This window comes from Streptomyces sp. NPDC038135 (genome assembly GCF_055601245.1).
Map to the genome: position 1 here is coordinate 28,284 of NZ_JBVJXS010000006.1, position 24,043 is coordinate 52,326.

Annotated in this window: 25 protein-coding genes and 1 pseudogene; 16 read left to right on the forward strand and 10 right to left on the reverse strand. The window is 73.3% G+C overall.

The annotated features are described in order from the left end of the window. Positions 1–78: 78 nt before the first annotated feature. Positions 79–666, reverse strand: coding sequence for a hypothetical protein (locus ACZ7JA_RS17645; RefSeq protein WP_351668819.1), 588 nt, complete (start codon positions 664–666; stop codon positions 79–81). A 560-nt stretch (positions 667–1,226) separates the two neighbouring features. Between ACZ7JA_RS17645 and ACZ7JA_RS17650 the strand changes: the two genes are divergently transcribed. Continuing rightward, positions 1,227–2,744: a glutamate-cysteine ligase family protein gene (locus ACZ7JA_RS17650; protein ID WP_470809052.1), complete on the forward strand. Its 1,518-nt coding sequence runs from the start codon at positions 1,227–1,229 to the stop codon at positions 2,742–2,744. Between the two features lie 103 nt (positions 2,745–2,847). After that, positions 2,848–3,648, forward strand: coding sequence for a CPBP family intramembrane glutamic endopeptidase (locus ACZ7JA_RS17655; RefSeq protein ID WP_401137956.1), 801 nt, complete (start codon positions 2,848–2,850; stop codon positions 3,646–3,648). Between the two features lie 21 nt (positions 3,649–3,669). On the opposite strand, the gene ACZ7JA_RS17660 is transcribed toward ACZ7JA_RS17655, so the two are convergent. Then, the gene (locus tag ACZ7JA_RS17660; protein WP_389296689.1) at positions 3,670–4,482 is read right to left on the reverse strand and encodes a PhzF family phenazine biosynthesis protein; all 813 of its coding nucleotides are present in this window, start codon (positions 4,480–4,482) and stop codon (positions 3,670–3,672) included. Between the two features lie 245 nt (positions 4,483–4,727). Between ACZ7JA_RS17660 and ACZ7JA_RS17665 the strand changes: the two genes are divergently transcribed. From ACZ7JA_RS17665 to ACZ7JA_RS17680, 4 genes are all read left to right on the forward strand, one after another. Continuing rightward, a complete protein-coding gene (locus tag ACZ7JA_RS17665) occupies positions 4,728–5,363 on the forward strand; it encodes a PadR family transcriptional regulator (RefSeq protein ID WP_389296691.1) in 636 nt (211 codons plus the stop codon). Positions 5,364–5,533: 170 nt separating this feature from the next. Further along, the gene (locus ACZ7JA_RS17670; RefSeq protein WP_351668810.1) at positions 5,534–6,115 is read left to right on the forward strand and encodes a Clp protease N-terminal domain-containing protein; all 582 of its coding nucleotides are present in this window, start codon (positions 5,534–5,536) and stop codon (positions 6,113–6,115) included. Positions 6,116–6,178: 63 nt separating this feature from the next. Continuing rightward, complete coding sequence (locus ACZ7JA_RS17675) at positions 6,179–7,186, forward strand: EamA family transporter (protein ID WP_470809056.1); 1,008 nt, start codon at positions 6,179–6,181, stop codon at positions 7,184–7,186. A gap of 191 nt (positions 7,187–7,377) precedes the next feature. Continuing rightward, complete coding sequence (locus ACZ7JA_RS17680) at positions 7,378–8,328, forward strand: DMT family transporter (protein ID WP_389296695.1); 951 nt, start codon at positions 7,378–7,380, stop codon at positions 8,326–8,328. Between the two features lies 1 nt (position 8,329). Here the strand turns inward: ACZ7JA_RS17680 and ACZ7JA_RS17685 are convergent, their stop codons facing one another. After that, positions 8,330–9,010 (reverse strand): pyridoxamine 5'-phosphate oxidase family protein, encoded by a 681-nt coding sequence (locus tag ACZ7JA_RS17685; RefSeq protein WP_389449728.1) that lies wholly within the window; start codon positions 9,008–9,010, stop codon positions 8,330–8,332. A gap of 35 nt (positions 9,011–9,045) precedes the next feature. Here ACZ7JA_RS17685 and ACZ7JA_RS17690 point away from each other — a divergent pair, with 35 nt between their 5' ends. Further along, complete coding sequence (locus ACZ7JA_RS17690) at positions 9,046–10,377, forward strand: aminotransferase class I/II-fold pyridoxal phosphate-dependent enzyme (protein ID WP_470809059.1); 1,332 nt, start codon at positions 9,046–9,048, stop codon at positions 10,375–10,377. A 27-nt stretch (positions 10,378–10,404) separates the two neighbouring features. On the opposite strand, the gene ACZ7JA_RS17695 is transcribed toward ACZ7JA_RS17690, so the two are convergent. Then, positions 10,405–11,334 (reverse strand): DMT family transporter, encoded by a 930-nt coding sequence (locus tag ACZ7JA_RS17695; RefSeq protein ID WP_351668800.1) that lies wholly within the window; start codon positions 11,332–11,334, stop codon positions 10,405–10,407. A gap of 74 nt (positions 11,335–11,408) precedes the next feature. On the opposite strand from ACZ7JA_RS17695, the gene ACZ7JA_RS17700 reads away from it, so the two are divergent. After that, positions 11,409–12,317 (forward strand): LysR family transcriptional regulator, encoded by a 909-nt coding sequence (locus tag ACZ7JA_RS17700; RefSeq protein WP_351668798.1) that lies wholly within the window; start codon positions 11,409–11,411, stop codon positions 12,315–12,317. 60 nt (positions 12,318–12,377) lie between these two features. Here ACZ7JA_RS17700 and ACZ7JA_RS17705 read toward each other — a convergent pair whose 3' ends face one another. Further along, positions 12,378–12,851 (reverse strand): pyridoxamine 5'-phosphate oxidase family protein, encoded by a 474-nt coding sequence (locus tag ACZ7JA_RS17705; RefSeq protein WP_351668796.1) that lies wholly within the window; start codon positions 12,849–12,851, stop codon positions 12,378–12,380. A 113-nt stretch (positions 12,852–12,964) separates the two neighbouring features. Further along, positions 12,965–13,468: a Rieske (2Fe-2S) protein gene (locus ACZ7JA_RS17710; RefSeq protein WP_351668794.1), complete on the reverse strand. Its 504-nt coding sequence runs from the start codon at positions 13,466–13,468 to the stop codon at positions 12,965–12,967. Positions 13,469–13,672: 204 nt separating this feature from the next. Between ACZ7JA_RS17710 and ACZ7JA_RS17715 the strand changes: the two genes are divergently transcribed. The 7 genes and pseudogenes from ACZ7JA_RS17715 to ACZ7JA_RS17745 all read left to right on the forward strand — a co-directional run bounded on the left by ACZ7JA_RS17715 (position 13,673) and on the right by ACZ7JA_RS17745 (position 19,755). Next, complete coding sequence (locus ACZ7JA_RS17715; RefSeq protein ID WP_389449660.1) at positions 13,673–14,437, forward strand: HipA family kinase; 765 nt, start codon at positions 13,673–13,675, stop codon at positions 14,435–14,437. Continuing rightward, positions 14,434–14,883 carry a DUF3037 domain-containing protein gene (locus ACZ7JA_RS17720; protein WP_351668790.1) on the forward strand — a complete coding sequence of 150 codons (450 nt, stop codon included), beginning with the start codon at positions 14,434–14,436 and terminating at the stop codon, positions 14,881–14,883. The genes ACZ7JA_RS17715 and ACZ7JA_RS17720 overlap by 4 nt, the downstream gene beginning before the upstream one ends. 147 nt (positions 14,884–15,030) lie before the next feature. Further along, on the forward strand, positions 15,031–15,792 hold the full coding sequence (fabG, locus tag ACZ7JA_RS17725; RefSeq protein WP_470809063.1) for a 3-oxoacyl-ACP reductase FabG: 762 nt from the start codon (positions 15,031–15,033) through the stop codon (positions 15,790–15,792). Positions 15,793–15,813: 21 nt separating this feature from the next. Then, positions 15,814–16,575, forward strand: a complete 762-nt coding sequence (locus ACZ7JA_RS17730; RefSeq protein WP_351668786.1) for an SDR family oxidoreductase — start codon at positions 15,814–15,816, stop codon at positions 16,573–16,575. A gap of 256 nt (positions 16,576–16,831) precedes the next feature. Then, a pseudogene (locus ACZ7JA_RS17735) lies at positions 16,832–18,037 on the forward strand (ABC transporter substrate-binding protein); the annotation flags it as partial. Positions 18,038–18,434: 397 nt separating this feature from the next. Next, the gene (ung, locus tag ACZ7JA_RS17740; protein ID WP_351668782.1) at positions 18,435–19,118 is read left to right on the forward strand and encodes a uracil-DNA glycosylase; all 684 of its coding nucleotides are present in this window, start codon (positions 18,435–18,437) and stop codon (positions 19,116–19,118) included. A 118-nt stretch (positions 19,119–19,236) separates the two neighbouring features. After that, positions 19,237–19,755 carry a hypothetical protein gene (locus ACZ7JA_RS17745; RefSeq protein ID WP_351668780.1) on the forward strand — a complete coding sequence of 173 codons (519 nt, stop codon included), beginning with the start codon at positions 19,237–19,239 and terminating at the stop codon, positions 19,753–19,755. Between the two features lie 20 nt (positions 19,756–19,775). Here ACZ7JA_RS17745 and ACZ7JA_RS17750 read toward each other — a convergent pair whose 3' ends face one another. Together ACZ7JA_RS17750 and ACZ7JA_RS17755 are read right to left on the reverse strand one after the other, a co-directional pair. Next, on the reverse strand, positions 19,776–20,240 hold the full coding sequence (locus ACZ7JA_RS17750) for a hypothetical protein (protein WP_389296705.1): 465 nt from the start codon (positions 20,238–20,240) through the stop codon (positions 19,776–19,778). 114 nt (positions 20,241–20,354) lie between these two features. After that, positions 20,355–20,867 (reverse strand): DinB family protein, encoded by a 513-nt coding sequence (locus ACZ7JA_RS17755; protein ID WP_351668776.1) that lies wholly within the window; start codon positions 20,865–20,867, stop codon positions 20,355–20,357. 132 nt (positions 20,868–20,999) lie between these two features. On the opposite strand from ACZ7JA_RS17755, the gene ACZ7JA_RS17760 reads away from it, so the two are divergent. Next, on the forward strand, positions 21,000–21,911 hold the full coding sequence (locus ACZ7JA_RS17760; RefSeq protein WP_351668774.1) for a Gfo/Idh/MocA family protein: 912 nt from the start codon (positions 21,000–21,002) through the stop codon (positions 21,909–21,911). On the opposite strand, the gene lnt is transcribed toward ACZ7JA_RS17760, so the two are convergent. Together lnt and ACZ7JA_RS17770 are read right to left on the reverse strand one after the other, a co-directional pair. Next, the gene (gene lnt / locus ACZ7JA_RS17765; RefSeq protein ID WP_470809071.1) at positions 21,829–23,403 is read right to left on the reverse strand and encodes an apolipoprotein N-acyltransferase; all 1,575 of its coding nucleotides are present in this window, start codon (positions 23,401–23,403) and stop codon (positions 21,829–21,831) included. The genes ACZ7JA_RS17760 and lnt overlap by 83 nt on opposite strands. 82 nt (positions 23,404–23,485) lie before the next feature. Next, positions 23,486–23,968 (reverse strand): nuclear transport factor 2 family protein, encoded by a 483-nt coding sequence (locus ACZ7JA_RS17770; RefSeq protein WP_351668770.1) that lies wholly within the window; start codon positions 23,966–23,968, stop codon positions 23,486–23,488. Positions 23,969–24,043: the final 75 nt, after the last annotated feature.

A 24,043-nucleotide genomic window follows, 5' to 3' on the forward strand; every position in this document is an offset into this window, starting at 1 on the left:
CTCGTACGAGCGAGCGGCTGACCGGAAAGACAGGCGTACCCCGCTTCCCTTCCGGGGAGCGGGGTACGCGCGGATCGTTCAGGCGGGGATGGAACCGAGCAGCGGCAGAGGAGTCGCCCGATGGGTCAGCACCGGGAGCAACTCGGCGACGCGGTGCGGCCGGTGGGCCGGGATGCCGGGCGGCGCCGGGGCGAGGGGCACCAGCAGGTCGGTGGCGGCCGGATGCCCTTCGGAGGCGTCGGCCGTGACGTCGCCGTGCAGCCACAGGGTGAGCATGTACAGACCGGGCACGGACAGCAGGCGCGGCTGGTACGGCTGCGTCAGCGCCTCGGCCTGCTGCAGGGCGCGCTCGGTGGAGGCGATCCAGGGGCCCTCGAAGAAGTGCGAGAAGGCCCAGCCGTCCGGAGTCAGCATGGTGTCGGCGGCGGCCACCGCGCGATCGCCGCAGCGGATCACGAAGCGCCAGCCGGCCAGTCTCGTCGCGGACAGGCCCTGGGCGGTGATTCGGTCCAACACGTGCACCGGAAGCGGGAGTTCGGGCGTCGTGGGTCCCTGTGCGGCGCGCAGGGACGGAGTTCGGGCCTCACGGACCGCGGTGGGGGAACCGAGGGCCGTGAGGACGGAACGCAGTGCGGGCGCGGGTGCGGCGGGCGCGTGCAGGGGCATGGTGGGTCGCCTCTCGTTCGACAGGCGCGGCGGCGCGAGGAGGGTGGGGCGGACGGCGCTGTCAGCTCACGGGTGGCCTGAGAGGTGGGGCCCGGTTCGATGAACGAGGGTGCGGCTGTGGCCTGCCGCTGAATCTACGGCAGGAACACGACAGAAACCGGGACCGCGGGCACCAACCTTAGGCCTTGTTCGCGAAGTTTATACGACGGGTGTTCAGACGATGTTTCGTCTACCGCATTCCGGTCGACCCGGCAAGGCTTCATTCAGCCGCTGATTCGCACGCATACATCCCGCTTTTCGTGCCGGGAGGGCCCTGCTGACCTCGCCATACGCCGCCGCCGCGGTCGGCTGATTGTCGTCGGCGTTTTTCACGAGGCGATCGGGGCACACGAACGTGCGTACTGCGTCATGCCCCGTGAATGTGCCGCCGGGAACATTCCGACAGAGTAGCGGGCGCCGGGCCCGAGCGGGACGTTATCGATCGCTTCCGCTGGGCATCATCAAAACCCGGGACCCCGGCGGCCGGTCTGCGGCCCGCCCATCCGAGGAGGGAAACCCAGATGGGGGAGAAGGTCGTGGCAGGGCAGTTCGACCTGTCCGATCGCCAGCGCTACCGCGAAAAGCTCCAGACGTGCCTGACGGGACTCGAGCGGCTGCTGGACGAGAAGCGGTTCGACCGCGCCAAGAACCTCATGGGCGTCGAGATCGAATTGAATCTCGCCGGCCGCGACGGTATGCCGAAAATGTTGAACGGGCAGGTACTGGAGCGCATCGCGAGCCGTGATTTCCAGACGGAACTCGCGATGTTCAACCTCGAGGTGAACATCGCCCCGCACCGGCTGGGCGGCCGGGTATTCGACCGGCTCGCGGAGGAACTGCGCACCTCACTGGCGTACGCCGACCGGAAGGCCGGCGAGGTGGACGCCGGCATCGTGATGATCGGCATCCTGCCCACGCTCGACCGGGACGACCTCGTCTCCTCCAACCTCTCCGAGGTGGACCGCTACACCCTGCTCAACGACCAGATCGTGGCGGCGCGCGGCGAGGACTTCCAGCTCGACATCGACGGTGTGGAGCACCTGCACTGCACCTCGAAGTCCATCGCCCCCGAGGCCGCCTGCACCTCCGTGCAGCTGCACCTCCAGGTCACCCCGGCCCGCTTCGCCGACGTGTGGAACGCCGCCCAGGTGGCGTCCGCGGCGCAGATCGCCGTGGGCGCCAACTCGCCGTTCCTGTTCGGACGCGAGCTGTGGCGCGAGTCCAGGCCGCCGCTGTTCCTGCAGGCCACCGACACCCGGCCGCCGGAGCTGCAGGCGCAGGGTGTCCGGCCGCGCACCTGGTTCGGCGAACGGTGGATCTCCTCCGCCCGTGAGCTGTTCGAGGAAAACCTGCGCTACTTCCCGGCGCTGCTGCCGATCTGCGACGACGAGGACCCGCTGGAGGTCCTCGACCAAGGGGGCATACCGAAGCTCGCCGAACTGGTGCTGCACAACGGCACCGTGTACCGCTGGAACCGGCCCGTCTACGACATCGCCGACGGCGTGCCGCACCTGCGGGTGGAGAACCGGGTGCTGCCGGCCGGGCCGACCATCACCGACGTGATCGCCAACGCGGCCTTCTACTACGGCCTGGTGCGGGCCCTCGCCGAGGAGTCGCGTCCGGTGTGGACCCGGCTGCCGTTCGAGGCGGCCGAGGCCAACTTCGACGCGGCCTGCAGGGACGGCATCGACGCCCGCTTCGTCTGGCCGCGCCGGGGCCGCTACGGCGGTACGGGCGAGGTCGACGCCGTCACCCTGGTCCGGGACGAACTGCTGCCGCTCGCCGCCGCCGGGCTCGACGCGTGGGGCGTGGAGGCCGCCGACCGCGACCTCTACCTCGGCGTCATCGAGGAGCGCTGCCGGCGCCGGATGAACGGCGCCGCCTGGCAGGCGGCCACCTTCCACCGGGCCCTGGAGCAGGGCCTCGGCCGCGCGGCCGCGCTGTCCGCGACGACACGCCGCTACGCCGAGCTGATGCACGTGGGCGAGCCGGTGCACACCTGGCCGGTCGGGCTGCCGGAGCCGGTGCCGCTCGGCTGAGCGGGACCCGGCGGTCCGCATCCACGGCGAACCCGGCCCGGGTAAGCGCTCCGGGAGGCGATCCGGCATGCTGTGAGCTCCCACGGCCGGAGCGACGACAGGAGTGCACGTGGAGGCGGACCCGGCGGCGGACGGCCCTTGGCGGGAGCGGTTCCCGCGGCGGATCTTCCGGGACGAGACGCTGCTGGTGCTGGCGCTCTCGCTCGGCGCGAGCGGGGTCTCCGCGCTGATCAGCTTCGTCGGGTCGGTGACGAAACCGGGCGGCCTCAAGGACCAGGCGGCCACCCTCAACGCGTCGGCTGCGCCCGGGCGCCCCTGGCTCGACCTGGCCTGGCAGCTCTTCGGCATCGCCTCCGCGCTGGTGCCCGTGGCGCTGGTCGCCCACCTGCTGATGCGCGAGGGCGAGAGCCTGCGCACCCTGGGCTTCGACCGCACCCGCCCCTGGCCCGACCTGGGCCGGGGCGCGGGCGTCGCGGCGGTGATCGGCAGCACCGGGATCGCCTTCTACCTGGCCGCCCGCGGCCTGGGCTTCAACCTCACCGTGGTGCCCGAGGCCCTGCCCGAGGTGTGGTGGAAGTACCCGGTGCTCATCCTGTCCGCGGTGCAGAACGCGGTCCTGGAGGAGGTGATCGTCGTCGGCTATCTGCTGCGCAGGCTGGGGCAGCTCGGCTGGACGGCGGGGGCCGCGCTGGTGGCCAGCGCGGTCCTGCGCGGCTCGTACCACCTCTACCAGGGCATCGGCGGTTTCATCGGCAACATGGTGATGGGCGTGGTCTTCGTCTGGCTCTACCGCCGCTGGGGCCGGGTCGGACCGCTGGTCGTCGCCCACTCCCTGCTCGACATCGGGGCGTTCGTCGGATACGCCCTGCTGGCCGGCAAGGTGGACTGGCTGCCGACGGCCTGAGGCCCGGCCGGCCCCGGCCGGTCAGGCGAGCAGTTCGCCGTCGATGACGGTGACCGCGCGGCCGGTCAGCAGCGTGCGGTCGCCCCGCAGACCGGTGCGGACCAGGCCGGAGCGACGGGACGCCTGCAGCCCCGTGAGATCGTCCCGGCCGAGGCGTGCCGACCAGTGCGGGGCCAGCGCGGTGTGGGCGCTGCCGGTGACCGGGTCCTCGTCGATGCCGACGTTCGGGAAGAAGCAGCGCGAGACGAAGTCGTGGCCGCGGGACGGGTCGTCGGCGCGGGCGGTGGCGATGACGCCCCGCGAGGAGTGCGCCATCAGGGCCTTGTGGTCCGGAGCGAGCCCGAGCACCGTCCGCTCGTCGGCCAGCTCCACCAGCAGGTCGCCGACGTCGGGTCCGGTGTCGTAGGCGGCGAGCGGGTCGGCGCCCAGCGCCTCCGCGACGCCGTCCGGGACCTCCACCGCGGTGAGCGGGGCGGTCGGGAAGTCCATGGTGATCCAGCCGTCCGGACCCGGCGTGGCGACCAGGACCCCGCTGCGGGTGGCGAACCGGACCGGTCCCTCGTGGGCGCCGGTGGTGTGCAGGACGTGCGCGGTGGCGAGGGTGGCGTGCCCGCACATCGCGACCTCGGCGACGGGCGTGAACCAGCGCAGCGCCCAGTCCGCCTCGCCGCCCGGCGGCAGCCGGTGCGCGAACGCCGTCTCGGCGTGGTTGACCTCCATGGCGACGTTCTGGAGCCGGTCGTCGTCCGGGAAGACGTCGTCCAGGAGCAGGACGCCGGCGGGGTTGCCGGCGAAGGGGCGGTCGGTGAAGGCGTCGACGATTCGGATGCGCATGACGCAGACGCTAGGGCCGCGACAGCCCGCTGACCAAGGCCAATCGACGAGTCCGGACCGATTCGCGCACGACGTCGCGGCCCGCGGTTCGGCGAGGCCGGCCGCAGGCCGACTGTCAGGACGGGGGAGTGCCGACTTCGGTGCGGCAGAGTCTTGTCGGGCGATCGGTTCCGATATATCGTTGACGCATCGCGTAAGAACGCGATGCGGACGTGCCAGGTCAGCGATGGAATGGAGTGATCACGATGCGCAGCCACGGATTCGAGCGTGGACATCGTCAGGACGGCCCGGGCCGGCACGGCCGGGGCGGCTTCGGCGGCTTCGAGGGGCGGCGGGCCGCCTTCGGGCCCTTCGGTCCGGGTGGTCCCGGCTGGGGACCCGGCGGGCCCGGCTTCGGACCGGGACCGTGGGGGCCGCGAGGGCGCGGCGGACCTAGGGGAAGGGCGCGGCGTGGTGATGTGCGCGCCTCGATCCTGGCCCTGCTCAAGGAGCGGCCCATGCACGGCTACGAGATGATCCAGGAGATCGCCGAGCGCAGCGGCGGCGCCTGGAAGCCCAGCCCCGGCTCGGTCTACCCCACCCTGCAGCTGCTGGAGGACGAGGGTCTGATCGTCAGCGAGAGCGAGGGCGGCAAGAAGCTCTTCGCTCTGACCGACAGCGGCCGCACGGCCGCGGAGGACGGCCCGGAGGCTCCTTGGGAGGAGGCCTCGCGCGGCGTCGACTGGGAGGCCCTCGGCGAGATCCGGCAGGCCGGCATGGGGCTGATGCAGGCCTTCGGGCAGGTTTGGAACACCGGGACCAAGGAACAGCGCGAGAAGGCGCTGGCCGTCGTCACCGAGGCCCGGAAGAAGCTGTACCTCATCCTCGCCGACGAGGACTGAGCCGTACGGCGCCCGGCGCCCCGCGGAATCTCCGCGGGGCGCCCTCGCGTCGACGGCCTGATCTCCTCCCTGAGGATGAGATCCCGGCGGGCCATGTCCACTGCGTGCGGGATGTCAAGATGGTTCCCCTCGTGGATGACCGGGCCGCCCGGGACTGATGAGGTAGCGGTGTGCATCCCCGTACAGCCCGCTGGAGCGTCCCCGAGCAGGGACTCCCGCACACGGACGACGATGCCGCACTCGGTGCGGAGCTGGCGGCGGTGGTCGCCGGTGCCCGCCGCCGGGCGGTGCGCGACGGGGACCGCCAGACCGACACCGCCCATCTGCTCCACTCGCTCCTGGAGCAGGACGCAGAGGTCCGGGCCGCCGTCGGCGGCGCCCCGCGGCTCACCCGGCTGCTCGGCTATCTCGTGCAGCGCAGTATCGGCTACGGCCTGCGCTGGCAGCGCGCCGTGGAGGGCGCCGGCGTGCTCGCCGCCGTCCCGGCTCCCGCCCCGCAGGGCTCCGAGCGGGCGGCCGGCGGTGCGCACGGCGACACCGGCCACTGGTCGCCCGTGGCGGCCGCCGCCCTGGAGGAGGCCCGGCGGCGCGCCCGGCGGCGCGGCGCGGCCCGGGTCTGCGGAACCGACCTGCTCGCCGGACTGGTCCTGGACCCGCGGTCCCGGGCGGTCGAGGTCCTGGAGCGCGCCGGCATCCGGACCCGCGAGCTGAGCGCCCGGCTCGACGGCCGCGCGGCGGACGTCCGGCCCTGACGCCGTCCACCCCATGAGACAGGTGTCAACGGGGGTGACGCTCATGTCAACGCCTGTCATCATGTGCCGGTGCCTATATCTGCAAGCAGCCGGGGCAGCCGGGGCAAGGGCGTCGGGGTCGGTCTCGCGCTCCTGTCCGCGCTCGCCTTCGGCGGGTCCGGAGTGGCGGCGAAGCCGCTGATCGAGGCGGGACTCGACCCGCTCCACGTGGTGTGGCTGCGGGTGGCGGGCGCCGCCGTGGTCATGCTGCCGCTCGCCGTGCGGCACCGCGCGCTGGTGCTCCGCCGCCCCGCGCTGCTCGCCGGGTTCGGGCTGCTGGCCGTGGCCGGCGTCCAGGCCTGCTACTTCGCAGCGCTCTCCCGCATCCCGGTCGGAGTGGCGCTGCTCGTCGAGTACCTGGCCCCCGCGCTCGTGCTCGGCTGGGTGCGGTTCGTGCAGCGACGGCCGGTGACCCGCGCCGCGGCGCTCGGCGTGATCCTCGCGGCCGGCGGCCTCGCCTGTGTGGTGGAGGTGTGGTCGGGGCTCAGCTTCGACGCGTTCGGGCTGCTGCTCGCGCTCGGCGCCGCCTGCTGCCAGGTCGGCTACTTCGTCCTGTCCGACCAGGGCAGCGACGCGGGCGAGCAGGCGCCCGACCCGCTCGGCGTCATCGCCTACGGCCTGCTCGTCGGCGCTCTGGTGCTGACCGCTGTGGCACGCCCGTGGAACATGGACTGGTCGGTGCTCACCGGATCCGCGCGGATGAACGGCGCCACCGTCCCGGCCCTCGCCCTGCTGGCCTGGATCGTCCTCGTCGCCACCGTCGTCGCGTACGTCACCGGTGTGCTCTCCGTGCGCCGGCTGTCCCCGCAGGTCGCCGGTGTCGTCGCCTGCCTCGAAGCGGTCATCGCGACCGTGCTGGCCTGGGTGCTGCTCGGCGAGCACCTGTCCGCGCCGCAGATCGTCGGCGGCGCCGTGGTCCTCCTCGGCGCGTACATCGCCCAGTCGTCGGCCCCCGCCAAGGGCGCGGGGGAACCGGTGGCCGCGGGCGGCGGCGCGGAGCGGGAGTTGTCGGCGCGCGGAACGGCTGCCTAGAGTGCTGGTCATGACGTCCTACGCGCTCGTCCTCTCGCCCCCCGCCGCCTGAGGCGGGCCTCCGCGACGAACGCCCGGCGCCCAGCGCCGGGCTGGACGGTGCTGCCCGCAGACGAAGTCCGCGCGCCCCGCTGAGCCGGGTCGCCTTCCGAACTTCCGCACTCCGGTGCGCTTCTGCGGAGAGAATCCTCGTGTCGAACGCTGTCTCAGGCCTGCCCGTCGGGCGCGGCCTGCTCTATCTGATCGTCACCGGTGCCACCTGGGGCACCGCGGGCGCCGTCGCCTCGCTGGTCTACCGGACCAGCGAGATGGGCGCCCTCACCCTCTCCTTCTGGCGCTGCGCCGTCGGACTGGTGCTGCTGCTCGCGGGTCGGCTGCTGCGTGGCCGCACCCGGGCGGCCGCGCCCGAACCGCTGCGCCGCAGGGCCGCGAAGGCCGCCGCCACCGGCGTCGGGCTGGCCGTGTTCCAGACCGCCTACTTCGCCGCCGTGGGGTCCACCGGGCTCGCCGTGGCCACCGTGGTCACGCTGGGCGCGGGACCCGTGCTGATCGCGCTCGGCGCCCGGCTCACCCTGGGGGAGCGGCTTGGAGCGGGCGGCGCCCTGGCGGTCGCCGGAGCCCTCACCGGCCTGGCCGTGCTCACCCTCGGCGGCTCGGCCGCGACCGTCCGGCCGCTCGGGGTGCTGTACGCGCTGGCGTCGGCGGCCGGCTACAGCGGCATGACGCTGCTGACCCGGCGCTGGGGGCGCGACGGCGCCGCCGACGCCTCCGGCACCACCATCGGCGCGTTCGCCGTCACCACCCTGTGCCTGCTGCCGTTCGCCCTGGTCGAGGGGCTGTTCCCGCACACCGGGCACCCGGTGCGGCTGCTGGTCCTGATCGCGTACATCGCGTCCGTGCCCACCGCCCTCGCGTACGCCCTGTACTTCGCGGGCGCCGCCGTCGTCCGGTCCGCCACCGTCTCCGTCATCATGCTGCTGGAGCCGGTGACCGCGGCCGTGCTCGCCGTGGCGCTGCTCGGCGAACGCCTCACGGCGGCCACCCTGGCCGGCACGCTGCTGATGCTCGGCGCCGTCGCGGGCCTGGCACTGGGCGAGGCCCGCGGCGCCGGACGCCGCGAGCCGGTTCCCGTGACCTCCTAGCTCACGGCGTCAGGTAGTCCGGGAGTCCGATGCCGGGCGCCAGGTCGGGGTTGGGGACGGGGGCCTCGTAGCCCTTGCGCAGCGGCACGACCCCGGCCCAGTGCGGCAGGGACAGGTCCTCGGGCTCGTCGTTGGCGCCGCCGGTGCGGATCTTCGCCGAGACCTCGTCGAGGTCGAGGCGGATGACCGCGGTGGCGGCCAGCTCCTTCTTGTTCGCGGGCCGGGAGTCGGCGGCCCGGCCCGGCACGACGTGGTCCACCAGCGCGTCAAGGGCCAGCCGCCGCTCCTCGGGGTCCGTGACCTCGTGGGCGGTGCCGTGCACCACCACCGAGCGGTAGTTCATCGAGTGGTGGAAGGCGGAACGGGCCAGCACCAGCCCGTCGACATGGGTGACCGTCAGGCACACCCGGAGGCCCGGGTCCGCCTCGCCGGTCATCCGCAGCGGGCGCGAACCGGTGGACCCGTGCACGTACAGCCGCTCGCCGACCCGCCCGTACAGCGTCGGCAGCACCACCGGCGCGCCGTCGCGGACGAAGCCGAGGTGGCAGACGTAGCCCTCGTCGAGTATCGCGTGCACCACGTCCCGGTCGTACGACGCCCGGTCCGCGGAACGCGTGGGCACGGTGCGGTCGGTCGGCGTGTACGCGGTGGACGGCGACGAGGCTTCCCGGGTCCCCTGCATGGCGGTCTCCATTGCACTAGTGCATAATAGTTTTTGTGCTAGGAGAGTATCTGATTCAGGGCCGGGGCGCAGCGGAGATCGCGGCCAGCGTCGAACGGGCGGTCGGCGCGGGGGAGTTGGAGCCCGGCCAGCACCTGCCGCCGATGCGGGATCTGGCGGCCCGGCTCGGGGTGAACCCGAACACGGTCGCCGCCGCCTACCGCACCCTGCGCGAACGCGGGGTGATCGAGACCGCCGGACGGCGCGGCAGCAGGGTCCGCCCCAAGCCGGCCACGACGGGACGCGAGGAGATCCGCGTCGAGGTGCCGGCCGGCGTGCGGGACGTGGCCGACGGCAATCCGGACGCCGCGCTGCTGCCCCGCCTCGCGGATGCCTTCGCCGCGGCCGCCGCGCACGCCGACCGGGAGCCGGTCCTCTACGGGCACGACCCCGTGGAGCCGGAGCTGGCCCGGCTGACCCGCGCCGCGCTGGACGCCGACGGGGTGCCCGACGGTCCCGTGGCCGCGGCCTCCGGCTCCCTTGACGTCATCGAACGGGTGCTCGCGGCCCACCTCAAGCCGGGCGACCGGGTGGCGGTGGAGGACCCCGGCTGGGGCAGCGTGCTGGACCTGGTCCCGGCGCTCGGCCTGCGCACGGTCCCCGTCGGCGTCGACGACGACGGCCCGCTGCCGGGCGATGTCCGCGACGCCCTGGAGTCCGGTGCGCGGGCGCTGATCGTGACCGACCGCGCGCAGAACCCGACCGGCGCCGCGCTGACCGCCACGCGCGCGCGTGCGCTGCGCTCGGTGCTGCGGGACCACCCCGGGACCCTGCTCATCGAGGACGACCACGGCCACGGCATCGTGGACGTCCCCTTGCGGCCGCTGGCCGGTGTGACCCGCCACTGGGCCTTCGTCCGCTCCGTCGCGAAGGCCTGGGGGCCGGACCTGCGCCTCGCGTTGTTCACCGGGGACGCCGTCACCGTCGACCGGGTGCGCGGGCGGCAGCGGCTGGGTCCCGGCTGGGTGAGCCGGCTCGTCCAGCGGGCCGTGGTGGAACTGTGGCGCGACGGTGCGGTGGACCCCCGCGCGGTCGCGGCCTCGTACGCCGACCGCCGGGAGGCCCTGGTCGAGGCGCTGGCCGCGCGCGGGGTGGCGGCGCACGGCCGCAGCGGCATGAACGTCTGGGTGCCGGTGCCCGACGAGACCGGCGTGGTGGCCCGCCTGCTGCACGCGGGCTGGGCGGTCGCCCCGGGCGCCCGGTTCCGGCTGGGCTCGCCGCCGGGCATCCGCGTCACGGTCTCGGCCCTCGCCCCGCGCGACGTCGCCCCCCTGGCGGACGCGGTCGCCGCGGCGGTACGCCCCTCCCCGGCCCGGTCCTACGGCTGAGGACCGGGCCGGAGAGAGGGCGGCGGCTCAGGCCCTCGGCCTGACCTGGGTGAGCGCGGCCCCGGCGAGGACGATCACCGCGCCGACCGGAGTCGTCCAGCGCAGCGACTCCCCGAGGATCGCCACGCCCGCCGCCGTGGCGATGACCGGGATGAAGTACGTGACCATCTGCGCCGTGGTGGGGCCCACCTCGGCGACCAGGCCGTATTGGATGAGCACCGCAAGACCCGTGCCCAGGGCGCCCAGGGCGGCCACGGCCAGCAGCGGGACGACCGGGAAGTGGTCCGGGAACGGGGTGAACAGCGGGGTCACGACGGCCAGTTGCACCGTCGCCAGCAGGAGCTGCGCCCCCGTCATGGACAGGTGCGAGTTGCCGGTGCCGGCCAGGGTCCGGCGGACGTAGATCCAGCCGACCGGGTAGCTCAGCGAGGCGAGCAGCGCCATCGCCGTGCCCGTCGCGTCCAGCCCGTGGAAGCCCTGCCAGGCGCCCAGCACCGTCAGCACACCGAGGAAGCCGAGGCCGAGCCCCGCGACGCGGATCCGGGTGGGACGGTCCTCGGACAGTGCGACCATCGACAGCGCCATGCCCCACAGCGGCGAGGTGGCGTTGCAGATGCCGGCCAGCGTGGAGGGAATGGTCAGTTCCGAGTACGCGAAGAGGGAGAACGGCAGGGCGTTCAGGAAGAACGCGGCGACCGCCATATGCCCCCACAGCCGGGCCCCGCGGGGCAGCCGCTCCCGCTTCACGGCCATCGCCGCCGCCAGCACCGCCGTCCCGAAGACCAGCCGGCCGAGCGTGACCTGGAACGGCGCGTAGCCCTCCGTGCCCACCTTGATCAGCAGGAAGCTGAAGCCCCAGATCAGCGAGAGGGCGCCGAAGCGCAGCCGCCAGTCGAGACGGGCGCGGGGCGGGGCAGGCGCGGGGGCCTGGGTTCGGGGTGCGGTGACCGTGCTCATGGCGTCAACGATGCGGGACCGGACCTCGTAGCACAATCGAGAATTCTCGCCGGGTACCTCTTAGAATCACTTACATGTTGAACCTGGAGCGCCTGCGCACCCTGGACGCCCTCGCCCGGCACGGCTCGGTCAGCGCCGCCGCCGACGCCCTGCACGTCACGACGTCCGCGGTCTCCCAGCAACTCGGCAAGCTGGAGCGCGAGGCGGGGCAGCGGCTGCTGGCGAAGAACGGCCGGGGCGTGCGGCTCACGGACGCCGGGCGGCTGCTGTCGGAGCACGCGGCCCGCATCCTGTCCCAGGTGGAGCTGGCCCAGGCCGATCTCGAGGCGCACCGCGGCCAGGTCGCAGGCGAGCTGCGCGTCTCGGCGTTCCCGACCGCGGCCCGCGGCCTGTTCCCCACCGCGCTCGGCGACCTGCGCGGCCGGCACCCGGCCCTCCGGGTGCGCTCCAGCGAACTGGAGCCCGAGCACGGTGTCGCCGCCGTCGTGCGCGGCGACCTCGACCTGGCCGTCGTCCTCGACTGGTACAACAAGCCGATGCCCGTGCCCGACGGCCTGGTCAAGGCGCCCCTGCTGGACGATCCGGCCGATGTCGCCCTGCCGGCCGGGCACCCGCTCGCCGACCGGGACGAGGTCGACCTCGCCGAGTTCGCCGAGGACGAGTGGATCACCTGGGGCGAGGGCGAGTTCTGCCACGAGTGGCTGATGTTCACCCTGCGCTCCCGGGGCATCGAGCCGATCGTCGGGCACCGGGCCGGCGAGACCCACACCCAGCTCGGGCTGGTCGCCGCCGGACTCGGCGTGTGCATCGCGCCGCTGCTGGGCCGGCACCCGGTGCCCCCCGGGATCGTCATGATCCCGCTCAGCCAGCGGGTCCGGCGGCACGTCTACGTCGTCTGGCGGGCGGACGCCGACCGACGCCCCTCGATCCGCGCCGCGGTCGAGGCGCTGCGCGCGGCGGCCGAGCGGGTGAGCCAGGCCTAGGCCGTGTCCGCGAAGTCACGCCTGCGACGCGACTTGGCGGACACGACCTGGGCCCGTGCCTCAGCGAGCCGCGCCGAGCTTGCGGAAGTCCCAGGACACGATCCTGTCCGGGGTCAGCCGGGCCCAGGCGTGCCGGCCGTCGTGCGGCATCTCGTCCAGCCCGAAGTACTTGCGCGCGAACACCGTCTCCGGCGTGTCGAGTTCGGCGCGCAGCTCCCCGGTCCGGGGCACCTCGCCGACGAACTCCACCCGCCCGGACAGCTCGGCCCCGCGCAGCTCGTCGTACTCCTCGCCCGAGTCGACCACGACCGCCACGCGGGGATCGCGGCTCAACTGCGCCCAGCGCCTGCTGCGCACCACGGAGTACAGCCACAGCGAGGTGCCGTCCCAGGCGAACCACAGCGCGCTGACGTGCGGTGTGCCGTCCGCCGAGACGGTCGCGACCCGGCAGGTGCGCCGGCTGGTCAGGAAGTCGTCCAGCTCCCCGGGCGTCATCATGATCTTCCGGCCCCGGCGCTGCTGCGTCACGGTCATACGGCCCCCTCTTCTCCCACGTCGAACCGGCGGCACCCGCCCCTGGCGTGATCCTCCGAGATCGCGCCGGGAAAGGGAACAGGACGTTTCCGCCCGCCTCGTCCGCCCCCGCCTCAGGCCAGCTTGATCTCGTCGCCCGAGACGGTGATCTTCTGGGCGGCCAGCGCCCTGGTCGCGGGCCCCTGCTTCACGCTGCCGTCCTCGACGGAGAAGTGGCTGTTGTGACACGGGCAGACGATCGCGCCGCCCGAGATGCTGGACACGGCGCAGCCCTGGTGGGTGCACTTGGCGGAGAACGCCTTGTAGGTGCCCGCCGTCGGCTGGGTGACCACCACACCCTGGTCCTTGAAGATCTTGCCGCCGCCCTCCGGGATGTCCGAGGTCCGGGCCAGGGCCGCGCCGCCGGCCGAGTCGCCGGACCCCGCGGAACCCCCGTCCTGCGACGAGCCGGTGGACCCGGTCGTGCCCGCGGTGCCCGCCCCGGTGTCGACGGTGTCCGAAGTGCCGTCGCCCGAACCGCAGGCGGTCAGCGCGGCGGCGAGCCCGGCCGCTCCGGCCGCCGCCACGACGGTACGGCGGGCCGGTCCCGATTCGGGCTTGAACGATGCGCTGGTCATGGCGTGGTTCCCTTCCGCGGAGCGTCTCGTGATCCGTCCAGGGGTACGGTCCCCGGCCGCCGCCCGTTCAGCGGCGCCCGGCACTCGCCCTCCGGAGGCCTGGCGGCATGGAAGCACGGCGGCCGGCCGGATGCCCGGACCGCGGCCGCGTGCCGGTGGCCCGCCCATCGGCCGGACCCGGTTCCGCCCCAGTAGCCTGGGGCGATGCTCAAGGAAGTCACCGCCACCCGCTACATCACCCCTTTGCGTGAGGGCGGCTCGCTGCCGGGACTCGTCGAGGCCGACGACTTCGGCACCTACGTCATGAAGTTCACCGGCGCCGGACAGGGCCGCAAGACCCTGGTCGCCGAGGTGGTGTGCGGCGAACTCGCCCGCCGGCTCGGCTTCCGGATGCCCCGCCTGGTGACGGTCCGGCTGGACCCCGTGCTGGGCCTGGGCGAACCCGAGCAGCAGGTGCAGGACCTGCTCCGGTCCAGCGGCGGCGTCAACCTCGGCATGGACTTCCTCTCCGGCGCCCTCGGTTACGACCCGCTCGCCTTCCCGGTGAGCCCCGCCGAGGCCGGGCGGATCGTCTGGTTCGACGCGCTGATCAACAACGTCGACCGCTCCTGGCGCAACCCCAACCTCCTGATGCACCGCGGCGAACTGTGGCTCATCGACCACGGCGCCACGATGATCTGGCATCACAACTGGCCCGCCGCCGAGGCCTCGGCGGCCCGCCCCTACGACGCCGCCGACCACGCCCTCGCCCGCTTCGCGCCGGACGTCGCCGCCGCCGCGGCCGAGCTGGCGCCCAGGGTCACCGCGGACCTCCTCGCCGAGGTCACCGCCGAGATCCCGGACGCCTGGCTGGCCGACGAGCCGGGCTTCGGCGACCCGGACGAACTCAGGGACGCCTACGCGCGGCCGCTGCTCGCCCGCGCGGCCGTCGTCGCCGAACGCATCACCGGCATCGAGGAGGGCAAGTGAGCGAGCGTCACATCCACATGGCCGGTCATGTGACCGAGCGCCACATCACCCGGGCGGGCCAGGGCGGTGACCGGGACGTGTTCGAGTACGCCCTGCTGCGGGTCGTGCCGCGGATCGAGCGCGGCGAGTGCGTCAACGCCGGTGTGGTGGTCTACTGCCGCGCCCGGTCCTATGTCGGCGCCCGCACCCATCTGGACGAGGCCCGGCTGCTCGCCCTGGACCCCGGGGCGGACGTGGCGGGAGTGCGGGCCGCGCTCGGCGCCGTCGAACGGGTCTGCGCCGGTGGCGAGGAGGCCGGGCAGGCCGCCCGTGACGACGCCGGACGGCGCTTCCGCTGGCTGATCGCGCCCCGGTCCACCGTCGTGCAGCCGGGGCCGGTGCACACCGGGCTCACCGCCGACCCGGCGGCCGAGACCGAGCGTCTGCTGGACCTCCTGGTGAGGTAATGGATCACACCGGCCCGGTGTCCCGTTGACACCGGATGCCAGGGCTTCTAGCGTCGCCTGTGCTGAAGGTACTAAGCGGTCGCTCACCGCACTGACCGGCTCAGCCAGGAGCCGCACAGGTTCTCTCAAGGGCGAGGAGAAGCAGCAATGTCCACCACTGAACAGCGGGTCGCGGTAGTCACCGGCGCGGCACGCGGCATCGGCGCCGCCACCGCCGTACGGATGGCCGCCGAGGGTCGCGCGGTCGCCGTGATCGACCTCGACGAGGCCGCCTGCAAGGACACCGTCGAGAAGATCACCGCGGCCGGCGGCCGGGCGATCGCGGTCGGCGCGGACGTCTCCGACGAGGCGCAGGTCGAGGCCGCCGTCGCCCGGATCGTCGAGGAGCTGGGCGCCCCGACCATCCTGGTCAACAACGCCGGCGTGCTGCGCGACAACCTGCTGTTCAAGATGAGCGTCTCCGACTGGGACACCGTCCTGAACGTGCACCTGCGCGGCTCGTTCCTGATGACCAAGGCGGTCCAGAAGCACATGGTCGACGCGGGCTTCGGCCGGGTCGTCAACCTGTCCTCGTCCTCCGCGCTCGGCAACCGCGGCCAGGCCAACTACTCGGCCGCCAAGGCGGGTCTGCAGGGCTTCACCAAGACCCTCGCCATCGAGCTGGGCAAGTTCGGCATCACGGCCAACGCCGTCGCCCCCGGCTTCATCGCCACCGAGATGACCAAGGCCACCGCCGACCGGGTAGGCATGGGCTTCGACGACTTCAAGAACGCCGCCGCCACCCAGATCCCGGTCCAGCGGGTGGGCGAGCCCGAGGACATCGCCAACGCCATCGCGTTCTTCACCGGCGAGGCGGCCGGCTTCGTCTCCGGCCAGGTGCTGTACGTCGCCGGCGGACCGCTCGACTAGGAAGTCTGGGGAATCACGGACATGACTGAACTCCCGGAGCTCTCCGGCAAGGCGGCCATCGTCACCGGCGCCAGCCGCGGCATCGGTTACGGCGTCGCCGAGGCGCTCGTCGCCCGCGGCGACCGCGTGTGCATCACCGGACGCAACGAGGACGCCCTCAAGGAGGCCGTCGAACGGCTCGGCGCCGACCGGGTCATCGGCGTCGCCGGCAAGGCCCACGACCTCGGCCACCAGGCCGAGGCCGTCGAGCGGACCATGGAGGCCTTCGGCCGCGTCGACTTCCTGGTCAACAACGCCGGCACCAACCCCGTCTTCGGGCCCATCGCCGACCTCGACCTGGACGTCGCCCGCAAGGTGTTCGAGACCAATGTGATCTCGGCGCTCGGCTTCGCCCAGAAGACGTGGCACGCCTGGCAGAAGGACAACGGCGGCGCGATCGTCAACATCGCCTCCGTCGCGGGCCTCGCGCCCTCGCCGTTCATCGGCGCCTACGGCGTCAGCAAGGCCGCGATGATCAACCTGACCCAGCAGCTGGCGCACGAGTTCGCGCCCCGCGTGCGGGTCAACGCGATCGCCCCGGCCGTGGTGAAGACCCAGTTCGCCCAGGCGCTCTACGAGGGCCGCGAGGCCGAGGCGGCGGCGTCCTACCCGCTCGGCCGGCTGGGTGTGCCGTCCGACATCGGCGGGGCCGCCGCGTTCCTCACCTCCGAGCAGTCCGACTGGGTCACCGGCCAGACGCTCGTCGTCGACGGCGGCATCTTCCTCAACGCCGGCGTGGGCTGACCGGTAGCCGTCCGGCTGTCTTTTTCGGGCGCCGTTTCCCAGCGGAACGGCGCCCGAAACGCCGCACAAAACGCGCACAGCGGATTGACAACGTAGTCATCGCGCAATCGATCAAGAACGCCTGGTTCAGGGGAGGTTCACGGGGCCGGACGCTGCGGTATGGTCTGCCGACCCTTGGTATGGCAGATCGAGGAGCGTGCGCGTGTTCAACCGGAACCGATTCCTGCGGAGAGTCGCGGCGATCGCGTCCATATCCATGGTGGCCGGCTGCGGTCTGTTCTCGGACGGGGATCCCGACAGCAAGGGCCCGATCGTCGTCGGAACCACCAGCGCGCCCAGCACCCTGGACCCGGCCGGCGCCTGGGACGGCTCCTGGGAGCTCTACCGGAACATCTACCAGACGCTCCTCGCCTACCCGAACGGCGCCACGACGCCGCAGCCGGACGCCGCGCAGAGCTGCTCCTTCACCGACACCGCCAGCCGCACCTACCGCTGCAAGCTGCGCCCGGGCATGAAGTTCGCCGACGGCGACCCGCTGAACGCGGAGGCCGTCCAGCACTCCATCAACCGCATCCGCACCATCGACGCCCCCGGCGGCCCCGCCGGTCTGCTCGGCAGCCTGGACCGGGTGGAGGCGGTCGGCGACAACGAGGTGGTCTTCCACCTCAACCAGTCCGACGCCACCTTCCCGTTCGTCCTCGCCACCCCCGCCATGTCCGTCGTCGACCCCGACGACTACCCGGTGAACTCGCTGCGCAAGGACAACAAGGTCTTCGGCTCCGGGCCCTACACGCTGCAGTCCTACGAGGAGGGCAAGCAGGCCGTCCTGGTGCGCAACGACCGCTACCAGGGCTTCGCCGACCGGCAGAACAGCGCGGTGACCATCCGGTACTTCCAGGACTCGGCCACCATGGTGAAGGCGCTGCGCGACAAGCAGATCGACGTCACCTACCGCGGTCTCGCCGCCGACGACATCCTCACCCTGCAGCGGGCCGGCACCACCGACCTGCAACTGGTGGACGGCACCGGCACGGACATCAGCTACCTGGTGTTCAACCCCAAGGACTCGTGGGCCAAGCAGCCCGCCGTGCGCAAGGCCGTCGCCCAGGTCGTCGACCGGGGCGCGATCGCGCACAAGGTCTACAAGGACACCGTCGTCCCGCTGTACTCGATGGTCCCGGCCGGCCTGACCGGGCACGCCACCAGCTACTTCGACGACTTCGGCGACCCGAGCGTGTCCAAGGCCCGCAAGATCCTCACCGACGCGGGCATCACCCAGCGCGTCCCGCTCACCCTCTGGTACACCACCGACCGCTACGGCTCCGAGACGGCCGTGATGTTCCAGGAGCTCAAGCGGCAGCTCGACGCCTCCGGGCTGTTCAGCGTCACCCTCAAGAGCCGCCCCTGGAAGACCTATGTGGTCGGCTACCAGAAGGGCGAGTACCCGGTGTTCGGCCGCGGCTGGTTCCCGGACTTCCCCGACGCGGACAACTTCATCGCCCCGTTCGTCGGCGAGCACAACGCGCTGGGGACGCCCTACCCGTCCAAGCAGATCACCAACGTGCTGCTGCCCCGCTCGCGCGCCGAGAGCGACCGCGGCAAGGTGGTCAAGGACCTGGAGGCCGCCCAGCAGCTCTTGGTGAACGACGCCCGGCTGATCCCGCTGTGGCAGGGCCGGCAGTACGTCGCGGCCAGCGACGACATCTCGGGCGGCGAGCGCGCCCTCGACCCGTCGACGATCATGATGATGTGGGAGCTGCACCGCAAGACGAGCTGGTGACGGTCCTCCCGCCCCGGCTGTCAGTGGTCGCCTGTAGGTTCGGGAACCTGAAGTGACCGCACACCGTGAGGACGTTGACGTGACCGACATCGCCATGCTGCCCGAGTCCTGGCGCGGGGTTCTGGGCGACGAACTGCAGCAGCCCTACTTCAAGGAGCTGACCGAGTTCGTCGAGGAGGAGCGGGCGAGGGGTCCCGTCTACCCGCCGCGCGAAGAGGTCTTCGCCGCGCTGGCCGCGACGCCGTACGACAAGGTCAAGGTGCTGATCCTCGGCCAGGACCCGTACCACGGCGAGGGCCAGGGCCACGGTCTGTGCTTCTCGGTGCGCCCGGGCGTGAAGACCCCGCCCTCCTTGCGGAACATCTACAAGGAGATGAAGGAGGAGCTGGGCCTGCCCGTCCCGGACAACGGCTATCTGATGCCGTGGGCCGAACAGGGCGTGCTGCTGCTCAACGCGGTGCTCACGGTCCGCGCCGGGGAGGCGAACTCGCACAAGGGCAAGGGCTGGGAGCGGTTCACGGACGCCGTGATCCGCGCCGTGGCCTCCCGCCCCGACCCGGCGGTCTTCGTGCTGTGGGGCAACTACGCGCAGAAGAAGCTCCCGCTGATCGACGAGACCCGGCACGTGGTGGTGAAGGGCGCGCACCCCTCGCCGCTGTCCGCCAAGAAGTTCTTCGGCTCCCGCCCCTTCACCCAGATCAACGAGGCCGTGGCCGGCCAGGGGCACGAGGCCGTCGACTGGCGTATCCCCGACCTCGGCTGACCCGTTCGGCCGCGCGCGGTCCCGTGTCGCACGGGGCCGCCTGCCCCGGATCGCCGGCGCCTGCGGCTAGCGTCGGGGCAGACGGTGACCCGACAGCCGACGACGGCCGGAGGACTCGGTGGCGGAGCGACAGGAGCAGGCGGCGCCGGACGCCGTGCTGACGCGGATCGGGCAGGTCGTGATGCTGCATCACGGCGGCGACCGGGAGGAGGCGCGCCGCCGCCTCCTGCTGCTGTGGGCGGAGATCGGCGAGGAAGGGGCCCCGCTGCACCGCTGCACCCTGGCCCACTATCTGGCCGACACCCAGGACGACCCGGCCGACGAACTCGCCTGGGACCTGCGGGCCCTGTCCGCGGCCGAGGAGCTGACCGACGGCCGCGGCGCCGGCGACCCGGTCGGCGTCCGCGCCTTCCTGCCCTCGCTCCACCTCAACCTGGCCGCCGACTACGCCAGGCTGGGCCGCGCCGAGGCCGCCCGCAGCCATCTGGGCCGGGCCCGCCGCACCGCCGGCTCGCTGTCCGACGACGGCTACGGCGACGGGGTGCGGGCGGCGATCAGCCGCCTGGAGTCCCGGCTCGGGGACGAGGGCGCCCCGGGCGACTCCTGGGGACCGCCGCGGCAGCGGCCCACCGGCTGACCCGGACCGCGCCACCGGGATCAGTGACCGTAGGTCTGCTCGCAGATCTCCGACTCGGGGCTGCCGCCGCGCCAGCCGCCGTACTGCCTGCCGAGGGCGCACACGTCCGGGGCCTGCGGCACCGGCTGCACCACGCCCGGCAGGCCCCCGCCCTGGTGCCGAGGGCGGTCCTGGCGCGGCGGAACGGGCGCGGGCGGGGCGGCCGGGCGGCGGCCGACCGGGGGCGCCGCGGGCGTCCGCCGCGGGGAGGCCGGCTCGCCGTGCCGCGGCCGCCGGGTCGGGCCGGCCATCTCCAGCGCCTCCCGCACCGGCGCCTGCACCACCCGGGGCACGGCACTGCCGTCCGGACGGGGCCCGGTGCCCTGCGAGGACACGGTGTCCGGCGGGGGACCGGGGGCCGCCGGGCGCTGTACGGTGACACAGCCGGAGAGGGCCGAGACGGCCACGGTGACCAGAAGCGCTGCGGTCGTCGTCGTTCGATGCACCCGTGCAACTCTGCTGGTTCGGCCACCTGGTGCACACCGTGTGCGGGGGGTTGATGCCCCGCACGGGTGATCTCGTGCCCCGTACGGAGGGCCCGGGCGCCCCCAGGGTGACGCTCAGTCGCCGGTGGCGCCGTCGATCCGCTCGCGGATCAGATCGGCGTGGCCGTTGTGCCGCGCGTACTCCTCGATCATGTGGGTGTAGATCCAGCGCAGGCTGTGCCGCTCGCCGGTGTGCCGGTGCCTGCCCCGGGACAGGTCGTCCAGGGCGAAGCCGGCCGCGTGGCGCCGGGCCGCCTCGATCTCGGCCCGCCAGGTGGCGTGGGCCGCGGCCCAGGTGTCCGCCTCGGTGAGCCGGAACTCGCCGTCCGGGTCCGCGTCGCTGAAGTGGATGGGCTTGGCGTCCTCGTCCGCGAGGACCCTGCGGAACCAGGACCGCTCCACCTCCGCCATGTGCCGCACCAGCCCCATCAGGGACAGCGTGGAGGGCGGCACGGAGGCCGTCCGCAACTGGGCGTCGGTCAGGCCCTCGCACTTCCACGCCAGGGTCTGCCGGTGGTAGTCGAGCCAGCCCTCCAGCATGGTGCGTTCGTCGGCGTCGGTCGCGGGTTCCCGGCGTTCATCGGTCATCCCCGCATCCTCGCCCAGCGCGGCCGTTCCCACCAGGGATTTCCGGCCTCCGAACACGCGGGCGCCGGGGCCGCCGGCCGCCCCCGTATGCTTCCGGCAGGGCATCCGAAGGCAACCGGTAGGGGAGAGCACGTGAAGGTCGGCTGCATCGGACTCGGGGACATCGCGCAGAAGGCGTACCTGCCGGTGCTGGGCACGCGTCCGGGCGTCGAACTGCACCTGCAGACCCGGACGGCCGCCACCCTCACCCGGGTCGCCGACTCGCTCCACCTGCCGGACGCCCAGCGGCACACCACCCTGGACTCGCTGCTCGCGGCCGGCCTGGACGCGGCCTTCGTGCACGCGCCGACCGCCGTCCACCCGGACATCGTGACCCGGCTCCTCGAAGCGGGCGTGCCCACCTACGTGGACAAGCCGCTCGCCTACGAACTCGCCGACTCCGAGCGTCTGGTGGAGCTCGCCGAACGGCGGAACGTCTCGCTCGCCGTCGGCTTCAACCGCCGTCACGCCCCCGCTTACGCGCAGTGCCTGGACCATCCGCGCGAGCTGATCCTCATGCAGAAGAACCGGATCGGGCTGCCCGAGGAACCGCGCTCGCTGATCCTCGACGACTTCATCCACGTCGTCGACACCCTGCGCTTCCTGGTGCCGGGCGTGGTGGACGACGTGACCGTGCGCGCCCGGGTCGAGGACGGCCTGCTCCACCACGTGGTGCTCCAGCTCGCCGGCGACGGCTTCACCGCGCTCGGCGTGATGAACCGGCTCAGCGGCTCGGCCGAGGAGATCCTCGAGGTCTCCGGACAGGACACCAAGCGCCAGGTGCTGAACCTGGCCGAGGTGACCGACCACAAGGGGCAGCCGACGGTGCGCCGGCGCGGCGACTGGGTGCCGGTGGCCCGGCAGCGCGGCATAGAGCAGGCGGTGCTGGCCTTCCTCGACGCGGTGGGCGCCCGGAAGGTGCTCAGCGCCCGGGACGCACTGGCGACCCATGAGCTGTGCGAGCGCGTGGTACGAGCGGTTCGGGACCGGTCCGCCGCAGCCTGAGCGCCCGTACGCCCTCGCCCACGCACAGGGCCGCCAGCACCAGCAGCGCGCCGTGCACCGGCCAGTCTCCGTAGCGGACGTACGGGGTGACGCCGTGGGCCAGCGGCACCTCGTACACCTGGGCGGTGCTCGCACCGGTGCCGAGCCACGGGCCGAGGCGCTGCCCGGCCGGGCCGTAGACGGCGGAGACGCCGGTCAGGGTCGAGTGCACCATCGGGCGGCCGGTCTCGGCGGCCCGCAGCGCGGCCAGCGAGGCGTGCTGCTCCGGGGCCCAGCCGCCCTGGAAGGAGGAGGTGGAGGACTGGCCGAGGAGCACGTCCGCGCCGTCCGCCGCCAGTCGCCGGCTCATGTCGGGGAACGCCGTCTCGAAGCACACCAGCGGGCCCACCCGCAGCCCGTGCCCGACGTTCATCACGACCTGCTCGGTGCCGCGCCGCCGGTCCTCACCGGCCGCCCTGCCCACCGAGGTGGCCCAGCCCAGCACGGAGCGGGCCGGGATGTACTCGCCGAAGGGGATGAGCCGCATCTTGTCGTAGCGCTCACCGGTGGGGCCGTGCGCGCTGACGAGGACCGAGCTCTTGTATATGCCGGGCCGGTCGGAGCGGCGGGCGTCCACGTTGACCAGCAGGTCCGCGCCGGTCTGCCGGGACAGCGCGGCGATCCGCCGGGCCAGGTCGGGCCGCTGGTCCAGGTCGAAGCCGACGCTGCTCTCGCCCCACACGACCAGGTCGACGCCCTGACCGGCAAGCTGCCGGGTCAGTCGTTCCTCGCGGTCGAAGCGCCGGTCGGCGCTGTCCGTCCCGCCGACGACGCCCGGCTGGACGACGGCGATCCGCACCCCGCCGTCGACGTCCGGGCGGGGCGCCCACGCCCAGGCGGCCGAGGTCGCCGCGGCCGTGGCGACCAGCGAGGCCACCGCGGGCAGCCGCGACGCGCGCACCGACACCAGCACCGCCACCGCCACGTTGACGGCCACCACCAGGAAGCTGAGCAGCCACACGCCGCCGACCGAGGCCAGCCGCAGCGCTGGCCCCACCTGCCACTGGCTGGAGCCGAGCATTCCCCAGGGGCCGCCGAGGCCCTGCCAGGAGCGGACCAGCTCCACCGCCAGCCACGCCGAGGGCAGTACCAGCAGCGCGGCCGCGCCCCGCCCCGGCGACGCGCGGCCGCCGAGGAACCGGCGGACCAGCAGGCCCCAGGGCGCCCAGAGTGCGCCCAGCAGCCCGGCTATCAGGAAGATGAACACGTGCAGGCTCGGCAGCAGCCAGTGGTGCACGGCCACCATGAAGCCGAAGCCGCCGCACCAGCCGTCGTACGCCGCGCGCCGCGCTGTCGGCGCGGAGCGGGCCAGCAGGATCCAGGGCACCAGGGCGACGTACGCGAACCACCACAGCGCCGGCGCCGGGAACGCGAACACGGGCAGGGCGCCCGCCAGAGCGGTGACGCCGGAGCGCCGCCAGGGGGAGGTGAGCCAGTGGTCGATCGTCCTCATAAGGAGTCTCCCTACCCCGCACTGGCTCCAGTGTGCGCGCCGGAAGCGATCTCCGACAGGGCACGCCGGCGCGCGCCCCGGCTCAGCCCGGAACGGCCGCCGGACCGGGCTCGGGCGTCCGGCGCCACTTCTCGTGCACGACGACCCGGCTGAGCCGCCAGCCGTCCGGGGTGCGCAGCAGCGCGAACTCGTACCGTCCGCCGCACACCAGGTCGGGGCCGCCGGAGCCGCCGTCGCCGGCGAGGCGCATCGGGTTGACGTAGTCGGCCCGCACCCGGGCGGTGTCCCCGGTGTCGTGCTCGTGGATCCCGAACCGCAGCCGCCGGTTGACGATCAGGTGCTGGCGCACCCCGAACGACTCCAGGCTGCCGGCGAGCCACCCGGCCACCCGGCCGGCCTCGCCCTCGATGCCGCCGGCGGAGCGGTAGTCGGCCCGCCCGTCCGCCGTGAACAGCCCCCGGTAGGCGTTCCAGTCCCCGTCGTCCACCGCCACCGCGTACTCGGTGACCGTCTCGTCCACGGCCAGCCGGTCCATCACGGTCGCGAGCTCCACACGCTGCGTCATCGGCACAGTGTTGGCCATGGACGGCCGGGTGCCAAGTGCACGGGTGAGATCGGTGGTGCGCACCTACGGCCGAGG

Coding starts and splice junctions, on each gene's coding strand:
- ACZ7JA_RS17645 (WP_351668819.1), bottom strand. CDS start 666: ATGCCCCTGCACGCGCCCGCCGCACCCGCGCCCGCACTGCGTTCCGTC.
- ACZ7JA_RS17650 (WP_470809052.1), top strand. CDS start 1,227: ATGGGGGAGAAGGTCGTGGCAGGGCAGTTCGACCTGTCCGATCGCCAG.
- ACZ7JA_RS17660 (WP_389296689.1), bottom strand. CDS start 4,482: ATGCGCATCCGAATCGTCGACGCCTTCACCGACCGCCCCTTCGCCGGC.
- ACZ7JA_RS17665 (WP_389296691.1), top strand. CDS start 4,728: ATGCGCAGCCACGGATTCGAGCGTGGACATCGTCAGGACGGCCCGGGC.
- ACZ7JA_RS17685 (WP_389449728.1), bottom strand. CDS start 9,010: ATGCAGGGGACCCGGGAAGCCTCGTCGCCGTCCACCGCGTACACGCCG.
- ACZ7JA_RS17695 (WP_351668800.1), bottom strand. CDS start 11,334: ATGAGCACGGTCACCGCACCCCGAACCCAGGCCCCCGCGCCTGCCCCG.
- ACZ7JA_RS17700 (WP_351668798.1), top strand. CDS start 11,409: ATGTTGAACCTGGAGCGCCTGCGCACCCTGGACGCCCTCGCCCGGCAC.
- ACZ7JA_RS17705 (WP_351668796.1), bottom strand. CDS start 12,851: ATGACCGTGACGCAGCAGCGCCGGGGCCGGAAGATCATGATGACGCCC.
- ACZ7JA_RS17710 (WP_351668794.1), bottom strand. CDS start 13,468: ATGACCAGCGCATCGTTCAAGCCCGAATCGGGACCGGCCCGCCGTACC.
- ACZ7JA_RS17715 (WP_389449660.1), top strand. CDS start 13,673: ATGCTCAAGGAAGTCACCGCCACCCGCTACATCACCCCTTTGCGTGAG.
- fabG (WP_470809063.1), top strand. CDS start 15,031: ATGTCCACCACTGAACAGCGGGTCGCGGTAGTCACCGGCGCGGCACGC.
- ACZ7JA_RS17730 (WP_351668786.1), top strand. CDS start 15,814: ATGACTGAACTCCCGGAGCTCTCCGGCAAGGCGGCCATCGTCACCGGC.
- ACZ7JA_RS17755 (WP_351668776.1), bottom strand. CDS start 20,867: ATGACCGATGAACGCCGGGAACCCGCGACCGACGCCGACGAACGCACC.
- lnt (WP_470809071.1), bottom strand. CDS start 23,403: ATGAGGACGATCGACCACTGGCTCACCTCCCCCTGGCGGCGCTCCGGC.
- ACZ7JA_RS17770 (WP_351668770.1), bottom strand. CDS start 23,968: ATGACGCAGCGTGTGGAGCTCGCGACCGTGATGGACCGGCTGGCCGTG.